Origin of the sequence: Hugenholtzia roseola DSM 9546, assembly GCF_000422585.1 — a bacterium.
In the GTDB taxonomy this organism is placed as follows: domain Bacteria; phylum Bacteroidota; class Bacteroidia; order Cytophagales; family Bernardetiaceae; genus Hugenholtzia; species Hugenholtzia roseola.
Genome location: NZ_KE383881.1, coordinates 28,904 through 49,304, shown reverse-complemented (window position 1 = coordinate 49,304; position 20,401 = coordinate 28,904). Strand labels below are relative to the sequence as shown.

The 20,401-nt window shown below is 39.9% G+C and carries 15 protein-coding genes and 1 pseudogene; 7 read left to right on the top strand and 9 right to left on the bottom strand.

Translation table 11 applies throughout. The features are described 5' to 3' along the window. The 3 genes and pseudogenes from G500_RS26030 to G500_RS0113815 form a co-directional block, all read right to left on the bottom strand. Nucleotides 1-371 (bottom strand): annotated as a pseudogene (locus tag G500_RS26030) (hypothetical protein); the annotation flags it as partial. 201 nt (nt 372-572) lie between these two features. After that, nucleotides 573-1,037, bottom strand: a complete 465-nt coding sequence (locus tag G500_RS0113820) for a hypothetical protein (RefSeq protein ID WP_027002986.1) — start codon at nt 1,035-1,037, stop codon at nt 573-575. 271 nt (nt 1,038-1,308) lie between these two features. Continuing rightward, entirely contained in the window at nt 1,309-3,057 is a 1,749-nt protein-coding gene (locus tag G500_RS0113815; protein WP_027002985.1) for a sodium:solute symporter family protein, read from the bottom strand. Nucleotides 3,058-3,326: 269 nt separating this feature from the next. On the opposite strand from G500_RS0113815, the gene G500_RS0113810 reads away from it, so the two are divergent. Continuing rightward, a complete protein-coding gene (locus tag G500_RS0113810) occupies nt 3,327-4,052 on the top strand; it encodes a hypothetical protein (protein WP_027002984.1) in 726 nt (241 codons plus the stop codon). 184 nt (nt 4,053-4,236) lie between these two features. Further along, nucleotides 4,237-4,548: a hypothetical protein gene (locus tag G500_RS0113805; protein ID WP_027002983.1), complete on the top strand. Its 312-nt coding sequence runs from the start codon at nt 4,237-4,239 to the stop codon at nt 4,546-4,548. Nucleotides 4,549-4,637: 89 nt separating this feature from the next. On the opposite strand, the gene G500_RS0113800 is transcribed toward G500_RS0113805, so the two are convergent. Further along, entirely contained in the window at nt 4,638-4,937 is a 300-nt protein-coding gene (locus tag G500_RS0113800; RefSeq protein WP_035757483.1) for an ATP-dependent Clp protease adaptor ClpS, read from the bottom strand. A 154-nt stretch (nt 4,938-5,091) separates the two neighbouring features. Here G500_RS0113800 and G500_RS0113795 point away from each other — a divergent pair, with 154 nt between their 5' ends. Further along, nucleotides 5,092-6,150, top strand: a complete 1,059-nt coding sequence (locus G500_RS0113795; protein WP_027002981.1) for a glycosyltransferase family 4 protein — start codon at nt 5,092-5,094, stop codon at nt 6,148-6,150. Between the two features lie 292 nt (nt 6,151-6,442). Here the strand turns inward: G500_RS0113795 and G500_RS23545 are convergent, their stop codons facing one another. From G500_RS23545 to G500_RS0113765, 5 genes are all read right to left on the bottom strand, one after another. Further along, on the bottom strand, nt 6,443-8,323 hold the full coding sequence (locus G500_RS23545; RefSeq protein ID WP_051203622.1) for a T9SS type A sorting domain-containing protein: 1,881 nt from the start codon (nt 8,321-8,323) through the stop codon (nt 6,443-6,445). 215 nt (nt 8,324-8,538) lie between these two features. Continuing rightward, entirely contained in the window at nt 8,539-9,951 is a 1,413-nt protein-coding gene (locus tag G500_RS0113780; RefSeq protein ID WP_051203620.1) for a TolC family protein, read from the bottom strand. Between the two features lie 168 nt (nt 9,952-10,119). Continuing rightward, nucleotides 10,120-13,662 (bottom strand): hypothetical protein, encoded by a 3,543-nt coding sequence (locus G500_RS0113775; RefSeq protein ID WP_161626139.1) that lies wholly within the window; start codon nt 13,660-13,662, stop codon nt 10,120-10,122. A 334-nt stretch (nt 13,663-13,996) separates the two neighbouring features. Then, on the bottom strand, nt 13,997-14,917 hold the full coding sequence (locus G500_RS0113770) for a mechanosensitive ion channel family protein (RefSeq protein WP_035757480.1): 921 nt from the start codon (nt 14,915-14,917) through the stop codon (nt 13,997-13,999). Between the two features lie 69 nt (nt 14,918-14,986). Then, nucleotides 14,987-16,300: a UDP-N-acetylmuramoyl-tripeptide--D-alanyl-D-alanine ligase gene (locus G500_RS0113765; protein WP_342664608.1), complete on the bottom strand. Its 1,314-nt coding sequence runs from the start codon at nt 16,298-16,300 to the stop codon at nt 14,987-14,989. A gap of 71 nt (nt 16,301-16,371) precedes the next feature. Here G500_RS0113765 and G500_RS23540 point away from each other — a divergent pair, with 71 nt between their 5' ends. From G500_RS23540 to G500_RS0113745, 4 genes are all read left to right on the top strand, one after another. Next, nucleotides 16,372-16,878, top strand: a complete 507-nt coding sequence (locus G500_RS23540) for a DUF4112 domain-containing protein (protein ID WP_086047919.1) — start codon at nt 16,372-16,374, stop codon at nt 16,876-16,878. A gap of 98 nt (nt 16,879-16,976) precedes the next feature. Beyond that, a complete protein-coding gene (locus G500_RS0113755; RefSeq protein WP_027002975.1) occupies nt 16,977-17,807 on the top strand; it encodes a hypothetical protein in 831 nt (276 codons plus the stop codon). Nucleotides 17,808-17,919: 112 nt separating this feature from the next. Further along, a complete protein-coding gene (locus G500_RS0113750) occupies nt 17,920-18,438 on the top strand; it encodes a hypothetical protein (protein ID WP_027002974.1) in 519 nt (172 codons plus the stop codon). 356 nt (nt 18,439-18,794) lie between these two features. Further along, entirely contained in the window at nt 18,795-20,315 is a 1,521-nt protein-coding gene (locus G500_RS0113745; protein ID WP_027002973.1) for an aldehyde dehydrogenase family protein, read from the top strand. Nucleotides 20,316-20,401: the final 86 nt, after the last annotated feature.

Sequence of the window (20,401 nt, the reverse complement as noted above, 5' to 3'; positions counted from 1 at the left end):
GATGGCGCAAGGGTAGCACGCATATTGCTGGGCGTTTCGCCTAAGTAATAAACGATTTGAATAACAGGTATTTGGTATTTTTTTTGTAAAATGGCATGATATTCTTGCATACGAAGCACCATATTAGGTTCATTTCTTGCTTGAAATTCTAATTGTAGGATAAATTCTTTTTCGTCTTGGGTGGTGATAAAAATTAGAAAATCCGCCTCTCGTTCTAAGGTAGTTTGTAATTTATCTTTTAATAAAGTATGCTCTTTAATTTGAAAACCTAACTGCCTTTTTGAAAACTGCAAAACATAGGCTAAGATATTCTCCTTTAAAATTTTATCGTAAAGATTTTGTTCTTTTTGATTAGGTTTTTTGTCTTCCATAAAAGATTTTACGCGCTAATTAGGCTGTGAAGATACGATTTTTTTTGAAAATATCAGCACTTTGGATAGTTTTTTGATACGTTACTTGAGATTGTAGGATTATAAGACCGAGGCGTAGACCGCGCCTAACTTTTAGTTTATTTTTTGGTTATGGAAACTCTACGAATAATAGGAAGCAGGGAATTATACTAATAAATAAACTTATTCATATAACTTAATACTAATTTTTTCTATTATATACTTGTCTCTTTCTGCTTGACAGTCTGTTAGTGTTAAATCTTCATTAAAATAAAATAGTATTACATATTTTTCTTTTTTAATATAAACAACTTCATCATCAAAATCAAATACCGAGTGTATTTGACGTAACTCCTTTAAAGAGCTACCCAAGCAGATAGTATTAAGATAACTCCCTTTAAACAGATTAGTTACACTTATATATATTAATCGAGATTCTAATATATTAAATATAAAGGTAATACTATTAAAATAACAATAGTATATCTCGTCAGGAAATATTGCTTGCATAGATAAGATGTTATCTCTGTACAAATACTCTGTTTGTACAAACTTATTTCTAAACTCTGAAAAAGTCATGCCTAAATTTATAGAACCAAGAGATTCCACAGAAATAGGTTGTTTTAATAAGTCGTGTATATTATTCATAATTTATTGTTTTTAATGAGTTAAAAATTCGCCCTATCAGTATGGCAAATCTTGGATTTGCGTTGTAAGATGGTGCAAAAATAGCAAAAAACAAATGCAAAATGCTATTTTTTAGAGGTTTTGATAGCAGCAGCCTTGCAAAAACAAGATTGGCGGAATGGATTAGACTTAGTTTATTCTTGGGTTATGGAACACTACGCACAACGGTCTGAAAGCCCCTTTTTATTTCAATCTCACCTCGAACAAGACAGTGCCTTGTCCCTGCATTTGGTTAGCGGTTGGGTTCGTCCTTTTGTTCAAGTGATTGCTTAAATAATTGATTAAATAGCCAAGCCAATACCAAAACAAAGGCGCAACCGATAAGATTATACCAAAGGTATTCTATCTTGAAATAACTTTTGAGAAAGAAGTAATGCAGCAAAATTAGACCCTGACTAAGGCAGGCAGCCCAAAGCAACGGCACAGTACGCACCTTTTTGAGGAAAAAAGCAACCAAAAAGATACCCAAAACTACCCCATAAAACAAAGAACCCAAGATATTGACCGCCTGAATCAGATTTTCTAAGCGGCTTGCAATTTGAGCAAACAAAATGGCATAGAGTCCCCAAAGTGCTGTAAGCAAACGATTTGCACCCAGATAATGTGCGTCAGAGGCTTGTGGTTTGAAATTGCGTTTGTATAAGTCGAGCAAAGTAGCCGAAGAGAGTGCCGAAAGTTCGGACGAGGCAGAAGACATCGCCGCCGAAAGCATCACCGAAATAAGCAAACCCACCAAACCGATAGGCATTTTGTCTAAAATAAAACTAATAAAAGCGTAATCTAAATCGCTATTTCGTTTGGTCTTGATGCTTTTATCGTCGGCTTGCTTTTCGGGCGTAGAGATAAGCGTGCTAATGACCTGATTGCGAATCTGCTCATGTTCGGCTTGTGCTTCTTTGAGTTTTTGCAGCGTTTGAGGTGCTATTTCGCCCTCTCTTTGTTGTAGCATCTGCAAAATCGCTTCTTTTTTTGCATCAAAATTAGCATGATACTGTTTTTCTAAATTTTCTAATTGCGTCGCTTGGGCAGGGTTTTGTTTCACATAATTTTGATATTCATTTTGGTTAAAATAAATAGCAGGTTTTTCAAATTGATAAAAGACGAAAAGCAGAATCCCTACCCCCAAAATCATAAATTGCATGGGAATTTTGAGAATCCCATTCATCAATAGCCCCAAGCGGCTTTCAGTAAGTGACTTAGCCCCCAAATATCGCTGCACCTGCGAATGGTCTGTCCCAAAATAAGAAAGGGAAAGGAAGAAACCACCCAAAAGTCCTGACCAGACATTGTACCTTTCGCTCAAATCAAAGTTGAAATCTATGGGGTTTAGCCTTTCCATCTTGCCTGCAATGTGGAGCGCGTCGGGTAGGCTAATTTCCGAAGGCAGGAGTTGGAAAATTAGCACGCCTGCCGCCACCATGCCAATCAGAATCGTCGCCATCTGCAATTTTTGGGTCTGACTCACTGCCTTTGCCCCCCCAATGACGGTATAAATCACGACCGAAACGCCAATCAGAATGTTGAAGATGTCGATTTTCCACCCCAAAACAGTGGAAAGAATCAGGGCGGGCGCATAGATAGAAAGCCCTGCCCCTGCCCCCCTTTGCAGCAGAAAAAGAAAAGCCGTTAGGGTACGGACGCGCACATCAAAACGCTGCTCCAAATATTCATAGGCGGTATAGACCTGCAAACGGTGATAAATCGGCACAAAAGTAGCCGAAAGGACAATCATAGCGATAGGCATACCCAAATAGATTTGGACAAAGCCCATGCCATTGCCATACGCCTGCCCAGGGGTAGAAAGAAAGGTTATCGCGCTCGCTTGCGTCGCCATAATGGAAATGCCCACGCCAAACCAACTCAATTCTCTATCTAATAAATGGCTCTGTAAGTGGTTAGACTTTTGGCGTACTTTCCAAATGCCAAACAAAATGATGAACAACTGCGTACCCAAGAGTACGACCCAATCCCAAAATTGCATAAAAATTGTATGATAAGATAGAAATAGTTTTTCAACCTTTGAAAAAAACCGTAGTAAGGTCTAAGCCAAATTTTATTGTGTATCGAACTTTGAAAACAGCGTATTTTTCACAGAACCTACTATTAGTGAGGTTCGGAGGGTAAAAGTATTGAAAAAAACTGGGTCTGACTAACCAAAACGGCGGTATTTCGTATTAAAAAACATAAAAAGAGAGCTATTTTTGCTTTTTTAAGTGTCATTGCGGCTTTTTTGCCCAAAAAAGGAACAATATGAAATGCTATCTCTCTTATCGCCCTTTGTCGAAGTGGCTCTTTTTCACGCCTTTGCTGCCCTTCTGCCGCTTGTCTTTTGTTGGGCTTTTTTTGATGTTCTTCCTCACATTGAGCTTTTTTTCAAAAGTTGAGGCACAACGCTTTTCTACCGATTTGTGGCATCAGGGCGAAGTATATCCCTTTCAAGAAGCCCCACTTAAAGGCGAGGTTCGGTATAATTTTGAGCAGAATAGTCTAATTTTAAAACTTGATAATGGCACTTTACGCAGTTTTCATGCCAGCCAAATAGAAAAGTTTTTTATCAATGATGCCCTTAAAAAACAGACGCGCTACATCTTTTCGCTACCCTATTTTTCTGCCAAAGACCCCAATTATCAGACGCTACATTTTTTCGAGCTTCAAATAGAAGGGGAGCTAAATTTGCTTTCGCGCGAAATCTTTGTGCAGGACTATCTCTATGCCTATAACCCCTATTTTGGCTATTCACAGCCCTATCAGGTCTTGCGCGAGTCGCAGGAGTGGTTTCTTTTCGAAATAGAAGGCAGTCGTTTAGTGGCTTTCCAGACCGAAGACAAAAACCTTTTGCGCGAGCAACTTTTATCCTTTATGGCAAATAAAAAAGAGCAGGTCTTGGCATTTATTCAAGAAAAAGACCTAAAATTGCAAAAGCAAGCCGATTGGTTTGCCCTGATTCGCTACTACAATACGCTTTTTGAAAACTAATTGTCTAAGTCGGTTTTGAAAACTGCCTCAAAAAAATGGCGGTCTTTTCTCTTTGGAATAAGGGAGCGGTAAAATTTGCACCAAAATTGCGCTTATCCCTTAGACGCTTCTCTTAGACACTTCTCTCTGCGTTTTGAAACACTGCCCAAACGCCCTCTGTTTATTTTTGTATCCTTTGTATCCTATGAAACACTACCAACAAGCATACTTATTTTTTCCATTTCTAAAAAAAATAAGAGGCGCGTATTTTCGCCTTCCCATAGCCTTACTGTTTTTGGCAATTTTGAGTAGTTGCTGGAAACGCTCCAACTGCCCCACTTATGCCGATTCCGACCCGAAAGTGCTATTTGGGCAGGAAACTTTTGCCGACCAAATGAAAAAAACCGAAGCACAGTTTCAGCGCAAATCCGATAAAAAAATGAAGTCGGAAGGCAAATCGGCACGTAAAAAATCTAAAAGTGCCAAAAAGAAGCAACACAAACAACAAGGAAAATAAGGCGGAAGCCTCTCTTAGAAAAAAGACAAAACAACCCCTACACAGGCTTTTGGTCTGTGCTGCCTCAAAAAAAGCGCGTAAAGCCTATTTTACTCCACATTTGCCGAAATCCCCCTATCCAAGATAGCGAGGCACATGGCAGAAAGCGTGTCATAATCGCCTTTCTTGACATTGCATTTGCCCTTGAAATGAATTATCCACGTGCATTGTTCGGCTTGTTCGCGCGAGTGTCCGCAGACATCTACAAGGGTATTGATGACGTGTTCGAAGGTATTGACATCGTCGTTATAGACAATAAGTTTTCGCGTTTCTTGTTCTATGACCTCCGTTTCTACTTGTTCTAAAACTTCAACTTCGGGGGCGGAAAGTCTGATGGTGTGGAATATCATAAATCAATGCGTTTGAGAAAAAGAAAATGGTATAGCAAAGATACGATTTTTTTTGCCAAAGCGTTTCCTTTTCTATGCGGCGCGAAAGAGCGGGGCAGTCCGTTTTTTCTATTAAAAAAACCAAAAACTATCTATCCTTTTTCATCATATTTACATGAAAGAAATTTTTTTGAGTGCTATCTCTGCCTTAGCCATCGGGCTGCTGCTGATACCAGAAATTATCAAGATTGCGCATGCCCGCAATATGCACGATTTGCCCGACGAGCGCAAACTGCACAAAGAGAAAATCCCTACCTTCGGCGGTATTGGTATTTTTTTTGGTTTTATTATTTCCTCTGTTTTTTGGTCGTTTTTCTTTGCCAAAGGCGTAGAGGGGCAGTTTCTGTTGGGTAGTATTTTGGTGATAGTCATTGTAGGTATGCGCGACGACTTCCTGCCTTTGAGTGCCTTTTGGAAACTTATTGGGCAAATAATTGCGGCTTCTATTACGATAATCGGCGGCTTTCACTTCCAATCTTTGTATGGACTTTTCCATATCTACCAAATCAATGATTTACTTAGTTATACTATTACACTTTATACTGTCATTGTTATTACAAACGCTTTTAATCTCATAGACGGTATAGATGGCTTGGCAGGTAGTATTTCTGTCTTGGTTTTTTCTCTGTTAGGATTTTGGTTTTTTTGGGCAGGAAATATGCTTTTTACAATCGCTTGTTTTAGCTTGGTGGGCGCAGTGCTTGCCTTTTTGCGCTACAATCTTTCGCCTGCCAAAATTTTTATGGGCGATACAGGTTCGCTTCTCTTGGGCTTTATGGCGGCGATTGCGACGATTAAGTTTTTGCAGACCAATGCCACTTTGCCCGAAGGGGCAATTTTCAAATTTGAGCGTCCTATTTCGATGGTAGCAGCCCTTTTGGTCTATCCGCTTTTGGATACCTTGCGCGTCTTTGTGATGCGTGTTGCGGTAGGGCGTTCCCCACTTTCACCCGACAAAAACCATATCCATCACCTGCTCCTGCGCTTAGGACTCTCACATGGGAAAGCAGTCTTTGTAATTCTTAGTTTTAATATTGCTTTTATTCTTGTTTTTTATTGGCTCAATAAAAAAAGCATAGACGACAACTTTTTAGTCTTGGGCTTGGTAGTGGCTGCCCTAACCTTAGCACAGGGATTGCGTTTTTGGGTCAAAAGGAAGGAGGAGCAAAATTAGGTTTGCCAAAAGATAATGCTTTCAAAAAAGCAACGCAAAAGGGCATTTTCAAAGCCTGCGCCTCTAATTTTGGTAGCTTTACAAGAAAATCTTAACTACAAAATCATGAGCAAAAAACTAATTCGCTTCAATTGGGCAATGAAAAAAATATTGCGCCACAAGGCAAACGTAAAAGGCACAGGCTACCAAGCAAACTAAAAAACAACAAATCGCAAAGGCAGGATTGTGAAATCCTGCCTTTTTTTGAAAACAACCCTTAAAGAGCCGTTTAATAGGTATTTAATAACGCCACTTATTCGTTTTCTACCAAAATTTTATGGCTCAAAATGCCCTTTTCGGTTAGCACCTGAATCAGATACAAGCCTTTGGGCAAATGCGCAATCGAGGCTATGTTATTTTTTTCTACTTGCAACGGAAAAACTGCCCCTTGCATAGAAACGGCTTGCAAACTCAAAATTTTATCTGCCTCCATGTGCAGTCTAATCGTCCCTTTTGCAGGATTAGGACTTACCCATAGTTGCTTTTTGAAGTCGAAGGTTTCTACCTCTACCGAAACAATTTTAGAGTAGGTATAGCTTCCATTTTTATCCACTTGCTTCAAACGGTAGTAAGTCGTACCTGCTTCCAAATCTGTGTCTTTCGCCTGATAGACAAAGGATTGCAGCGTCTTACGTTCATATTGAAAGACCTTTTTTAGGCTCTGCCAAACCCTTCCTTCTTGCGATTTTTCTATCTCAAAATAATCGTGTCCTTCCTCTTGAGCTACTTCCCAAAAGAGTTTGGCACTTTTATCTTGATATTTGGCAGAAAAAGAAAACCATTCTACGGGCAATAACACATCACATAAAATACCGTCATTATTTGTACCCTGACCCGAACCGCCACTCGAAGCACAAGCAGGCATGTTGTTACAACCGCCATTTCCATTGAGCGCGTTTGCACTTAAATTGGGAATACTATTGGGGCAGCCCACACTAAAAAGCACTGCGCCCTGACCGCCACCGCCGCCGCCTGCGTGCGTGGTATTGAAATTGGCATCTCCGCCTTTTCCACCATTGACACGCACCACCAAAGGACAAGCCGCGTCTATGATGTAGTTGCTGATGCGCAAGACGATAGAACCTCCTGCGCCGCCGCCGCCTGCCGAGTCGTTGCCGCCCCCTGTCGTGCCTGCCGCTTCATTGCCATTCGCGCTTATTGTGGCATTGCTGGCACAGGAAGTTTCGAGGGTATTGGCTTCTATGATAATGATACCACCGCCTGCTGCACCATTCGAACCCACCGAATTGTTTTGCTGACCGCCGCCACCGCCGCCGCCCATAAAGACGCGATTCAGTGTAGGGACAGGAAGCTGTAAGCCGCCTTGTCCGCCTGCGCTTGGCGTGCAGCCTGCATCTGAACCGTTCCACCCCGGTCCGCCTACGCCACCAGCGGTAAAGTTGCCGCCGCCCCCGCCGCCACCGTTGTGCGTTGTGCCACCACCGCCGCCATTCAAGATTTTAGCAACGGCATAGCGTTGGTCTGCGTTGGTTCTTTTGAAAATGCCCTCGCCTTTTTCTCCAAAACTGGCACTATTCGAGCGAAAAGGAGCTGTGGTACAGCCCGAACCGTCGTCATTCGAGCGCACGCCACCGCGAAAGCCGATACCATCAGCCACAATCGCACCCGTAAGGGTTAGCGTTGTGGGACAGAAAAAAGCAACCACGCCACCGATATTGCCATTCCAAGCCAAACCCGAAGTATTGCCACGTGTGCAAAATTGTGGAAAAGTGATAATTTGAACCGAACTATTTGCGCCCAAATGGTAGGTTTCTGACAAAGGTGCGGAAAGTGTAATCGTCGTACCTGTACGTGAAGCGATTGTCGCAATTTCATATAAACCTGCCGAAGCGATACTACCCAAATCGCCAAAATTAGTGTTATCAGCCGTCGTCCCGATAACATCATCTTGCATCTGCATGATAATGAGCCTTTCACCAGCGGCAAAGGCATCAGCGGTTTCATTTACTTCGCCTGCTATGTTGGAAATAGTCAGGTCTGTGCCTGCAATAGCCGTTATTTTTGCATATCCATTGATAATTTGAGCAGAAAGGGACGTTTGATAAAAATAGAAAAAGGGGAGAAAAAGTAGAAAAGAGCAAGTAAGTTTTTTGCGTAAAAAAGAAAAAAGCATGCGTTTTTTTGGTTTTAAAGAGTTAAATGTACTTATGTACGGTTCGAACAATAAAAGGTTTGAGAAACGTTAAATAGAAAAGAAACCCCATTGATAGGAGGCTATCAATAGGGTTTTAAGGGTGCAAAGTTAAGAAATTTATACGATACCTCACGCCAATTTGCTAAATGGAAGTTGCTTTGTTTGGACACCCCAATTTAGGCGACTTAAATCCGCTACTTCGGATTTTGCTCTTTTTTCAAAATCCCTCCCGTTAGGCGCAGGAGCGTCGTGTGGCTATCGAGTAGGTTGTAAATGGCTTGTAATTCGGAAAAAGCCGCATTTTGATAATTATTTTGCACCTGACGGTAATCAAAAGAATTGATGACACCTGCCTGAAAACGCTCTTGCGAAATTTCGAGATTGCGCTCGGCTACCTTTCGCGCCTGTGTGTTGATATTTAAAAGTTGTTTTCGGACATTGTATAAATCCAAAGCTGCCAAAAGGTCGCGTGAAAGAGAAAGTTGAATCTGCTCGATGCCCAAATTGCCGATATTCTCATCAATTCGCGCTCGCTCGATGGCACGTTGGATTTTGCCCCCATTGAAAAGGGTGAAAGAAACGGTGAAATTGCCAAAATAATTCATGGTTCGCGCGTTGATGGGTTCTTGTGGTGGCTCGGCATTGCCCCCTGCAAAAACGGCTTGGCTCAAATCCTGACGGTTGAAGTTGGTAGAAAAACCAGCCTCAAAATTAAGCGTCGGCATTGCCAAAGCCTTTTGATACGCCAAAGTAGTTTTCAAAACCTCCTGACTTAGAAACTGTTTGCGCAGGTCGGCATTTGCCGCCATCATTTCCTTCTCCAAAGTCTGCCAATCAAAATCCTGTGGCACAACTTCGAGCTTATCGGTCAGGATATAAAGTTGGTCTATGTTTTTTTCCGCTAAAAGTAGGTTTAAATCGCGCTGTGCATTACGCGCCACTAATTTTTGATTCAAAACATTAACCGAATCGGTTAAGTAATTGGTTTCTTCTAATAAAATCTCACTGCTATTGCCCAAGCCCAAGTCTAATTTAGTCTTAGCATATTCATATCTATCCTTAGAATATTTTAATACTTTTTCTAAAACAGAAATTCTTTCCTGTTCCAATCGCGCCTTGTAATATGCCATCAAAACCGCTTGGGCTGTATTTTGCAAAACAATTTCGAAATTGCCTTGCGCCTCCTGCTCCAAATTTTCGAGCCTACTTTTTTCTATGCTCACCCGATTGCCCCCAAAAAGTAACCAGTTCAGACTCACAGAAGGCTGCACACTATTGTTGATGATATTGCCTGAAAGGAATGAGGCAGGGTTATCGATGTTATTGATGCCATTGTTTTGTCCTAAATTGAGTAAGATAGTAGGCAATCTACCTGCCTCACCGCCATTGTTATTGAGGGCTGTCCGTTCTACTCTTTTTTGTTCTATTTTAATGCTATAATTATTAGTCAAACTCTTTGTAAGCGCGTCAGCAAGACTCAAAGGCGTTTGGGCGCGGCTTTCGGTCTGAAAAAGTAGGCAAAGACTCCCCAACAAAAGAAAATAGTGATTTTTGTCCAATAGAGAGAGGCGCGTTTTTAGAAAAGAAAGTAGTGTATTCTGCTGCATAAGTTTGGAAGCGTGAATGAAGAAAAGAGAAAGAACCACAAAGTTAGTCCGAAATAAGTTGCATCGAGGCGTTTCTTCTTACTTAAAAAATCATAAAGGGCGCGAGGACTGTTTTCATTTAAAAAAACATTGGAAAAACACAATTTATTTTCATTTTTTTGTTTTTTTCTAAAAAAGTGCTGAAATTTGCATGCGCCCTGTATGCACAACCGAAACCTGCGGCGATTTGCGCCCTTCATAACTAAAAGTAAGTTGTAAGCCCCCCGCAACGCGCTGTTGTAGGTTTAATTCCCACGTAATATTTTGTCCATTTTGCAATGATTCTAACATTTCATAACCCAAAGGCGATTGCGCATTTCCTTCAAATTGAAAGCGAAGAAAGCGCATTTTGGCACTCAAAAGGCGATTCGTAGCCTGCGAAAGGCGTAGCTCCGCCTGCCATTCCTGCAAACGCGCCGATTCACCGCCCAAAGGGTTTTGTTTTTGGGCATAACGAAAACTAAGCGCGATACGAAAGATAGAAGAAGGTTGAAATGACACAAAAGGCGTAAGGCTATTTTGTAAAATTTGATAGTTTTTGTTTAATAAAAAATCAGAACTTTGGTCTAAAAATTGTCTTTTCCCTATCAAACGTAGCAACCAATAAGGCGAAGGCGCGTAACGCAAATTGAGTTCGTAATCTTGATTCGTTCTGCTTTCAAAGCCATTTGCTAATAAATTTTTTTGTATATTTTCTAAAAAATTTAGCTCTGCTCCATATTTGGGATTGTTGCGATAGAAAAAAAGTGTCGCGCGTAGGCTCTGACGATTTGCAAGCAGATTCTCTTGGTTTTGCCCCCCAGCGTAAAAAGGATTAAGACGGCTAAATAGCTCATTTTCAGTCGTTTTTCGGCTTTTCTGCCAAGCCATTAGAGCCGAAAACTTGCGCAACTGACGTAGCCAAAAATTCTTTTTATCTTTCCAATGAGCAGGAGTTTGCAAATTTAATTTATATATAAAATCATTTGTATAAGCCGAAATGTAGTTTGCCGTTGGCGTAAATAGTTTGATATATTGTCTTTCGTCTGTATTAAAGGCTTCATAAAATTCGTCTAATTGCTGCACCCCGTCGGCGTTGTCGTCGCGCCAAGTGTGCGTACCTTGTCCCACATTGACCTCGACGAAGGTGTATTCTCGCGCAGGCTCTCTGCCTGTTGCTATTGCCAAAGAAAATTCCTGTTTGATTGAATTTTTCAACCAATTTCCACTATAAACCAAACGCCCCATTAGGGTTTCTTCCGAAGTAGTGGCAAGCGAATCTATCAAATAGTTTAAATTCCTATACGTAAAATTAAAATTTGCATTGTGATTTTTACTAAAATCTTCACGCTTGCGCCTGCCCTGCCCCAAAGCCAAACCCACTTGTAGGGTGCGCGAATCCGCAAAGGGTCGCATTTCCCCTTCCTGTGGCAAAAAATCGCGCCTCACCGCATAGGAAGCCTCAAATTGGTGGCGACTGCTATCTCCCTGCTGCAAAGAAAAAAGATGCTGCTCGAAATTCATAAGGGTAGAAAGCACAGAATCGCCCACTTGCAAGCTATTTTTGTCCCATTCAAATACGTAGGCAGGCTGCACATAACGGAAGGGCAAACGCCACTCGCTTCTGATTTGTAGCCAAGTTGCTTGCTGATTTTTGCTTACAGATGTAAGATTTTCTGATAATTTTTTCTTATTTTGTAGCCAAAACAAATCATTTTTCACGATTAAAAAAGGAAATTTTTTGTATAATTTTAAAAATTGCTGCCTGCCATCAGTATCGCCTACTCTATTGCGATACGCTGCCTGATACCAAATTTGGTTGTCGTTGTTTTGAAAAATTCCCAGACCTACCTGCGCAATCACATCTCGCGCCGCCGAATCGGTTTGGGTATTCCAATTTCTATCGTACTCTATACTACGAAAACGGTCGATGAAACTAAAATTAGGTGTATTCCATTCCAAATCGGCTAATGCTTTCCATTGCCAAACTTCTTTCTGCATTGTATCATTTTGAATAGTGTCTTTTTGGATACTATTTTTTTGAAGATTTTTTTCCTTATTTTTTTGTTTAAAAAGCGGCGTTCCCTTGTTTTGATAGCCAATTTTATAGGCAAAACCTTGATTTTGAGCCTCTTCCAAAGAAGATAGCAAATTTTTATCTTGTTTGGAAAGTGCTAATTCGCCAAAAAAATACTGATTTTGGTTTAAATCGTATTGCATTTTAAAAACTGTCATTTGCTTCTGATTCGGCAAGGGCAATAAGCGAACAGGGGCAAAATTGCCTCTATTTTTTCCTACCCAAACGTAAGCACGCCCATTGGCAAGGGGTTCGCCTAAGCGATAATCGCCCAAATTAGTGCCTACTTCTGAAAAAGCAACGCGAAAAAGGGGACTATCTCCTTCACTGGCTCGCCTATAAATGCGATAAATCTGACCCTCAAAAAGTGTGTCTATTTGGGTATAAAGGATTTGATTGGCAGAAAAATCGGCAATCAACTCACTACTTTCAGAAACCGCCAAGAGAGGATTATTGCCTGCATTTTCTAAAATTTCGCGTCTTTTTTCGGAAAGTTCAAAGCCAATGGGATTGCGTGCTGCGTCTTTTTCGGTGTAATGTTCAGTTTGAAAATGCCATTTTTTATAGCTAATTTCTGCGCCTACCATAGAAATAGTACGATTGTAATTTTGGTTCGTGTATTCAAACTCTACGCGCACTCTACTAAAACGAGTAATTAAAATATTGGTATTGAAAGTAATTTCAGCCGTATTGTAATCTATGACATAATCGTAATTAAATCCTCTTTGCAGCAAACGCCCATCTAAAAATACGCGCTCCGAAGCAGCCTGAATGATGATAAAACGCTCATTATTTGCACCCTCCAAACGGTAAGCACCCTGCACTCCTTCCTGCACTTCCAACTGATAACTATGAAACTGCCCTTTTGCCGAAGCAACGCCAATTTTAGGCACAAAATAAACTTTATTTTCCTCTTTTTTGCTTCGGTTTCCAACTAAAAGCGCACCCTGTACGTTTTTATAGTATCGCAAAAAATAGTTTTCTTTTTGATTTTGTAGAATTACATCACCTGCCTGCAAGGTAGCTTTTTTATGTTTTAAAGTAAGTAAAATTCTATCAAACTGTTGTAACTGTTGGGTGTTACCTTCGGGCTGGAAGGGGACATCTTGGTCGGAAATAAGGGCAGAAAGGTGCAAATCTTCGGTAATATTTCCTTCTAATTGTAAGTTAAGATTAGAATTTACAAAGACATCTTGTCGGTTTCCAACAGAAATGCCACGCGTTAGGCTACCACTTTTCTGCAAATCTGAACTAAAAAGTTCCTCCCGTTTTTCTTCTAAAATAAAAGGCGTGTCAAACTGATTTTGTGCCGTATCGAGCAAAATAAGCTGATTTTCGAGCGAATCGTAACGCGCCTGCGAGCGATAGGCTCGCTTTTGTAGGAGCAAGTCGGGCAAAAGGCTAAAACAAAGTGTTAGATTTTTAGCTGTCTTTTTTTCTTCGTTTAATAGTATAATTTCTACCCTACATAGTCCTTGCTGCGGATTGGTGTATTTCCATTCGAGCCTAAAATCGGTTGGCATAACTGGCTGCGCCCCTATTTGTAGCGTGAAGCTTTCAGGCAAAATTGGCAAAGTATCGTAATCAAATTCATAAAAAAATACCTCTTTTTCCAAATCAAATAATAAAGATTTACAAGGCTGCTGCGCTTTTGTAGTTTGATTAGAAAGCAACAAAAAAACAATAAAAATCGCAAAAAAAATAAAAATAATTTTTTGTCGCATAAAAACGGTTATTAGACCTTTGCTGGCAGTGTTAGAACGATAAAAGCCCCATCTTCGCCCCGTAATGTTAAGTTCTATAAAAGGACTTGTCTTGTGCAATTAGAAACGAAATAAAATTTGGCTTATGCTCTATTTTTTAAGTCTGAAACCCTTTTTTATTTCAATCTCACTGCGGACAAGGCAGTGCCTTGTCCCTACATTTGCATTTGATTTTTAGAATTTAACCTCACTGCGGTTTGGACTGGCTATTTTTGAGAACCTCCTCCAAACCTTTTCCGCCTTTGATGTCAAAAGCAAGGGTGCGAATGGGGAACGGAATGACGATTTGGTTGGCATCATAGGCGCGTTTGATAGCCATAATTGCAGCACTTCGCGCCTCCAAGAAGTACATTGGGTCGGAACTTTTTATCCAAAATCGCAACTCGAAATTGATAGAACTATCGCCAAATTCGTAAAAATGCACGTGAATCCCTTTTTGCTGCACCACTTGTTCGAGCGGCTCTACGGCTTTTTTTGTAACCTGACGGATTTTTTCCAACTCCTCGCCATAAGAAATCCCGACTGCCAAAGTTACGCGCCGCTCTATGCCTAAGTTGTAATTTTTGAGCGGCTGCTGAAAAATATCCTTCGAGGGAATGATAACATGCTGCTCGTCTAAGGTCTTTATCACGATGGAACGGATACCAATGCGCTCTATGTGTCCTTCAAATCCATTAGTTTCTATAAAATCTCCAATATTGAAGGGGCGTTCTATCATAATAAAAAGACCTGAAATAAAATTAGTTGCCAAATCTTGAAAGGCAAAACTCAATGCCAAGCCAATCACACCTGCGCCTGCCAAAAGCGAAGTAACGGTTTTTTCTAAATTTAAAACATTGAGCGCGACCATCAGACCTGCAATCCAAACCAAATAAAAAACAATGCCGCGCACCACAGAAAGCACCTGCGGACTGCTACTCAAACGCCTAACAACCTTTTCTACGACACGTTTTGCACCAATGGCAAGATAATTGACAAAGAAAATAACTAATATTGCTAACAGAAGATTAGGAAAAAGTTTTATCAATTCATCATACCAACCTATCAATTTTTCAATAAGTTGTAAATAAGCACGCTCGATAAGTTGTGCAAGGGTTAGTTCTTTCATAAAATAGTTTGAGAGAAAGTACACAAAACTAATAGAAAAACTATTAGTTTTGTGTAGGTAAAATAAAAATTAAAGACTCTCCACTAAGGTTTCCAAGCCTAAGCCGCGTGAAGCCTTGATGAGAACTAAACTCTGCGCGATTGTTTTTTGTTGTAAATATTGCACTAAATCGTTTTTCATTTCGAAGTGCAAAACCGACTCGCTGGGGGAAAGTGCCTCGCCGTAATGCTTGCCGCAGAGTAGAATCAGGTCTATTTTCAAACTTTTTGCTAAATCAATTATCTTGCGATGCTCGCTTTGCGCGATATTCCCCAATTCGTACATATCGCCTAAGATAGCAATTTTTGGCAAATTACTCTCTATGCTATCAAAATTTTGCAATGCCGCCGCCACGCTGCTGGGGTTTGCATTGTAAGCATCTAAAATAATTTTATTTTGTTGTTTGGTTTTTTCTATAATTTGAGAACGATTATTGTCGGGAATATAGCTTGCTAAGGCTTCATTTGCCTGTTTTTGCGAAACGCCAAAGTATTTTCCGATTGCCCAAGCGATAGCGAGATTAGGGAAATTGTAGCTTCCGATAAGTTGCGTCTGCACCTGCTGGTCTTCTTCGTCGCGATAGACGATAAAGGGACTTACCTTTTCTAACGTTAGAAAAGCATAATCATTTTTTGTTCCATATAAAATAGGATTTTCAAATCTTTTTGCCATATTCGAAAGTACCTCATCTTGTGAATGAATAAAAACTGTTCCGTTGTGGCTTCGTAGAAACTGATATAGTTCGGTTTTTCCTCTCAAAACGCCTTCATAACTGCCAAAACCCTCGATGTGCGCATAGCCGATATTGGTGATAAAACCGTGTGTAGGCTCGGCGATGTCGCAAAGTTGGGCAATATCGCCTACCTTATTTGCCCCCATCTCGATAACGGCAATTTCTGCTTCTTTGGGCAGACGCAAAAGGGTCAGCGGCACGCCAATATGATTATTCAAGTTACCTTCTGTGGCATAAACTTTATATTTTTTTGCCAAAACGGTTTTTAAAAGTTCTTTGCTCGTTGTTTTGCCGTTGCTACCTGTTAGCCCTATAAAAGGAATATTTTGCTTTTTTCTATGAAAATTAGCCAACTTTTGTAAGCTCTCCAATACGTCAGCGACTAAGAGTGTGCGCTCTGCCCAAGGCGATTCGGGGCAAAACTCGGCTTGGTCGATAACCACAAAAGCCGCCCCTTTGAGCAGGGCATCTTTGGCAAAGGCGTTGCCGTTGAAATTTTTGCCTTTAAGCGCGAAAAAAAGACAATTTGCAGGCAAATGGCGCGTATCTGTGGAAATAACCCGATGTTTGAGATAAATTTCGTATAATTGTTCTATTGAAATGACTTGCATAGGATTGGGTTGGAATAGGTTTTGAGTGCCAAATTTACATAGCTTTTCTATTTTTCGCTTTTCTTTTTCGTATGAAACCACAAAATAATCTCTCAAAAAATCCACAACAAGCGACTCTGCCTGCCGAATTGCGCTGGATAGAACGCAGTAGCCAAATTTTAGATGAGGCTTTTGGGATTCCTGCCACGAACGTCCGTTTTGGCTTAGACCCCCTAATTGGCATGATTCCTATGGTAGGCGATTTATTGAGCTTTGCCATCTCTGCCTCTATGCTCATTGCCGTTGTTAGGCATGGCGTGAGTCTTTCTGTTTTATTTAAAATGTTAGGTAATATTTTGGTAGATTATTTAGTAGGTTTGCTTCCCTTTTTAGGAGATTTCTTCGACTTTGCCTTCAAAGCAAACAAAAGAAACCTTACTTTATTACAAAGATACTATGCTACTTCACACAAAGAAAGTAACAAAATTGTCCTTTGGCTGGTCTTACTTGTATTTATTATAGGTATGTTGGCATTGATAGGTGGCGTGTTTTTTTTAATATGGGGTGGGATAAAATCGCAGATACAAAATATTTCTTGAACTGAAAAAGGTTGAGAGTGGGCTGCATCTGCTTGTATCTCTGTCGTATATGATACAAATTATTAGCTATTTGTTTTATAAAAACTCAACTTATTAACATGAAAATAAAACAAAATATTTTTTTTACTATATTACCGTACTGTATTTTCCTTTCTTTACAAGCACAAAAAGTGTCCTACCAAGAAATAAAAACAGCAGAGTATAGAATTTATCTTGCCTACGATTCGGTAGAAGCCGCAAAGTTAGAGAAAGAAATCGCTTGGCAGAAAACTAAGCCTAAAAGACTTGTGATTACGAACCGTTATCAAACTATTTTGTTTTTTAATGACATAGATAGTCTTTTTTATAGTAAATCTTACACACTTTATCATAAATTGAATAAACAAGATAGAATAAAACTCATGCAACAAATTCTGTTGGAAAATATCTCTCTTCCTCGTTATGGAAAAAGTATTGGTCAATCTTCTTTAGGGCATATTTTTTTAGATATACTTGCTTTTTCAAACTCTCACATAGATAGATTTGATAATCAGGGAAATAAATTTGGATTAAGCACTGGACATTGTTATTTATTTGTAGCTGATGCAAATACGTTTAACCATCAGATAGACTCTCTGTATGAAGTTGTACGCATCAAAAAAGAAATTCTGCAATATGCGGATACGCTCAATGCCCTTCATGTAGGCATAGACCCTTATTTGATAGATGAGTATATCGCAAAAAACATAGGTGAGCGCATCTTATTTTTGGAGTGTTTGGTTGAAAATGGTTTAGGTGGTTCGTTATTGATAGAGCTTGCTAAAACAGATTTAGATGGAATTTTAGAACTTAATACGCCCTCTATTTTTGACGAGAACAAAAATCTAATTTTAGAGAAATTTAGAGAAAATATATTTTTGTGGAAGAAAAAGTTTAATCAATTAGAGTAACATTTTTAATATTAATTTATTATCTATATTTTATTTCTTTTACAAACTTTTAATTTTACTAACTTTTAAATGTGCTATACTAAAACAATCAAAAATATATAACTTATTAAATATGAAAACAAAATTATTTATATCGTTTTTATTTATATGTTTTGCAATAACCGCTCTGTATATAAACCACTTATCTTTTAGCCCCCTAAAAGAGCGAGATTTTCAAAAACTCTTTGGTAAGCACAAAGGGAATATAGAAAAAGTCTGTGAGGTCGATTACTTAGGATTAAGTTTTCATGGAGAATTATTTGAAATTTATTTGTACAAAGTAGATACTATTTTTTTAGACTTAAATTATCCAAATTATAGTGAAAGTTGGGAAGAAAAAGAGTTCAGCGATAAAATTTTAACTTCAAAATGGGCAAAATGCCCACCTGACTCTATCACTCAAAGAATGTTTGAATTTACACTGACAGCCAATAATTTTAGTCAAGAAAAGTATTTTGATTATTTTTATATAGATTTAAACAATTTAAAAAATTATTATAGTTATTTTTATGTAAATGAATTAGAAAATTATTTTATTTTATATTGCTTAGAAAAAAGAACTTTTTACTACGTAAGGCGTAAGGGATTATAGAAGTAGCCTCATTATATAAGGCGTTTTGAGTGTTGAAAACAAATTTGATTCGCGATAAAAAACAAATAAAACTAAAAAAAATTGAATGAAACCTTATTTTTGAGCCCGAAAACCTTTTTTTATTTCAATTTCGCTGCGGACAAGGCTATGCCTTGTCCCTGCATTTGCATCTGAATTTTTAGAATTTAACCTCACTGCGGCTGCCCCTGCGCATCATGGTAGGATAGTGCAAAGATTGGGTAGAATCGAGCAAAAGCCAAAGAAAAAAGAAGGCTACCTTTGCAATAGAAACTTTTTATTTGGCGGTTTGAAATCGCCTCTACTCTTTCCAACACCTTCAAAACAATCTCATTCAGATGGAAACAGCCGTAAAACCCACCAATCTTATCGCTCGCCCAACTTTTAAGGCGCGTTACGACAATTTTATCAATGGCGAATGGACTGCCCCCCTCAAAGGGCAATACTTCGAGAACATTTCTCCCGTAGATGGTCAATCTTTTACCGAAGTGGCACGCTCCTCGAAAGAAGACATCGAGCTTGCCTTAAATGCCGCCCATGAAGCCTTCAAAACTTGGTCTAAAACTTCGGCAACTTATCGTAGTAATATCTTACTCAAAATTGCCGATATTATGGAAGCTAATTTGGAATATCTGGCAGCAGTAGAAACCGTCGATAATGGCAAGCCTGTGCGCGAAACCAAAGCTGCCGACCTGCCCTTAGCCATCGACCACTTCCGCTATTTTGCAGGCGTGATACGCGCCGACGAGGGAAGTGTGGCGGAATTAGATGCTACTACGGTTTCTATCAACGTGCATGAACCCATTGGCGTAGTGGGTCAGATTATTCCTTGGAACTTCCCAATTTTGATGGCGGCATGGAAACTTGCCCCTGCCTTAGCCGCAGGCTGTACGGTTGTTTTAAAGCCCGCCGAACAAACGCCTGTTGGGATTCTGATTTTAATGGAACTTATCAAAGACGTACTTCCCAAAGGAGTGATTAATGTTGTGAATGGCTTTGGTATTGAAGCAGGAAAGCCTTTGGCAACTTCTACCCGTGTGGCAAAGGTAGCCTTTACAGGCGAAACCACGACAGGACGCTTGATTATGCAGTATGCCTCTGAAAATCTTATCCCCGTAACGATGGAGTTGGGGGGCAAATCGCCCAATATCTTCTTCCCCAGCGTCATGGACGCAGACGACGAATTTTTTGATAAATGTTTAGAAGGAGCGGCTATGTTTGCCCTCAATCAAGGCGAAGTTTGTACCTGCCCTTCGCGTATCTTGGTGCATGAAAGCATTTATGAAAAGTTTATCCAGCGCGTCATCGAGCGCGTAGAAGCGATTAAGATGGGACACCCCTTAGACCCCACAACCATGCAGGGCGCACAGGCTTCGAAAGACCAGTTTGAAAAGATTTTGAACTATATTGAAATCGGCAAACAAGAAGGCGCAGAGGTCTTGACAGGCGGAAAAGCCAAGTTTATAGATGATTTGAAAGACGGCTACTACATCGAGCCTACCCTTTTGAAGGGACACAACAAGATGCGCGTCTTTCAGGAAGAGATATTCGGTCCCGTTGTTTGTGTTACTACTTTCAAGACCACCGAAGAAGCCTTAGAAATAGCCAACGACACGCTTTATGGCTTAGGTGCAGGCGTTTGGACGCGCGACGCACACGAACTTTATACCGTTCCTCGCGCCATTCAAGCAGGCAGAGTTTGGGTAAATTGCTACCATGCCTACCCTGCACACGCACCTTTTGGGGGCTATAAAAAATCAGGCTTTGGCAGAGAAACGCATAAAATGATGCTCAATCATTATCGCCAAAATAAAAACATGTTAATTTCATATAGCAAAGAGAAGTTAGGATTTTTCTAACACTTTCTTTCTATTACCTTTTTCTGTCGCTTCGTTGTTCGTTTGTTTTGTGTGTGGTTAAGCCTGATGAAATTCATCAGGCTTTT

What these genes read in the sequence shown, in the direction of transcription:
- G500_RS0113820 (WP_027002986.1), bottom strand. Translation starts at nt 1,037, where the DNA reads ATGAATAATATACACGACTTATTAAAACAACCTATTTCTGTGGAATCT.
- G500_RS0113815 (WP_027002985.1), bottom strand. Translation starts at nt 3,057, where the DNA reads ATGCAATTTTGGGATTGGGTCGTACTCTTGGGTACGCAGTTGTTCATC.
- G500_RS0113810 (WP_027002984.1), top strand. Translation starts at nt 3,327, where the DNA reads ATGAAATGCTATCTCTCTTATCGCCCTTTGTCGAAGTGGCTCTTTTTC.
- G500_RS0113805 (WP_027002983.1), top strand. Translation starts at nt 4,237, where the DNA reads ATGAAACACTACCAACAAGCATACTTATTTTTTCCATTTCTAAAAAAA.
- G500_RS0113800 (WP_035757483.1), bottom strand. Translation starts at nt 4,937, where the DNA reads ATGATATTCCACACCATCAGACTTTCCGCCCCCGAAGTTGAAGTTTTA.
- G500_RS0113795 (WP_027002981.1), top strand. Translation starts at nt 5,092, where the DNA reads ATGAAAGAAATTTTTTTGAGTGCTATCTCTGCCTTAGCCATCGGGCTG.
- G500_RS23545 (WP_051203622.1), bottom strand. Translation starts at nt 8,323, where the DNA reads ATGCTTTTTTCTTTTTTACGCAAAAAACTTACTTGCTCTTTTCTACTT.
- G500_RS0113780 (WP_051203620.1), bottom strand. Translation starts at nt 9,951, where the DNA reads ATGCAGCAGAATACACTACTTTCTTTTCTAAAAACGCGCCTCTCTCTA.
- G500_RS0113770 (WP_035757480.1), bottom strand. Translation starts at nt 14,917, where the DNA reads ATGAAAGAACTAACCCTTGCACAACTTATCGAGCGTGCTTATTTACAA.
- G500_RS0113765 (WP_342664608.1), bottom strand. Translation starts at nt 16,300, where the DNA reads ATGCAAGTCATTTCAATAGAACAATTATACGAAATTTATCTCAAACAT.
- G500_RS23540 (WP_086047919.1), top strand. Translation starts at nt 16,372, where the DNA reads ATGAAACCACAAAATAATCTCTCAAAAAATCCACAACAAGCGACTCTG.
- G500_RS0113755 (WP_027002975.1), top strand. Translation starts at nt 16,977, where the DNA reads ATGAAAATAAAACAAAATATTTTTTTTACTATATTACCGTACTGTATT.
- G500_RS0113750 (WP_027002974.1), top strand. Translation starts at nt 17,920, where the DNA reads ATGAAAACAAAATTATTTATATCGTTTTTATTTATATGTTTTGCAATA.
- G500_RS0113745 (WP_027002973.1), top strand. Translation starts at nt 18,795, where the DNA reads ATGGAAACAGCCGTAAAACCCACCAATCTTATCGCTCGCCCAACTTTT.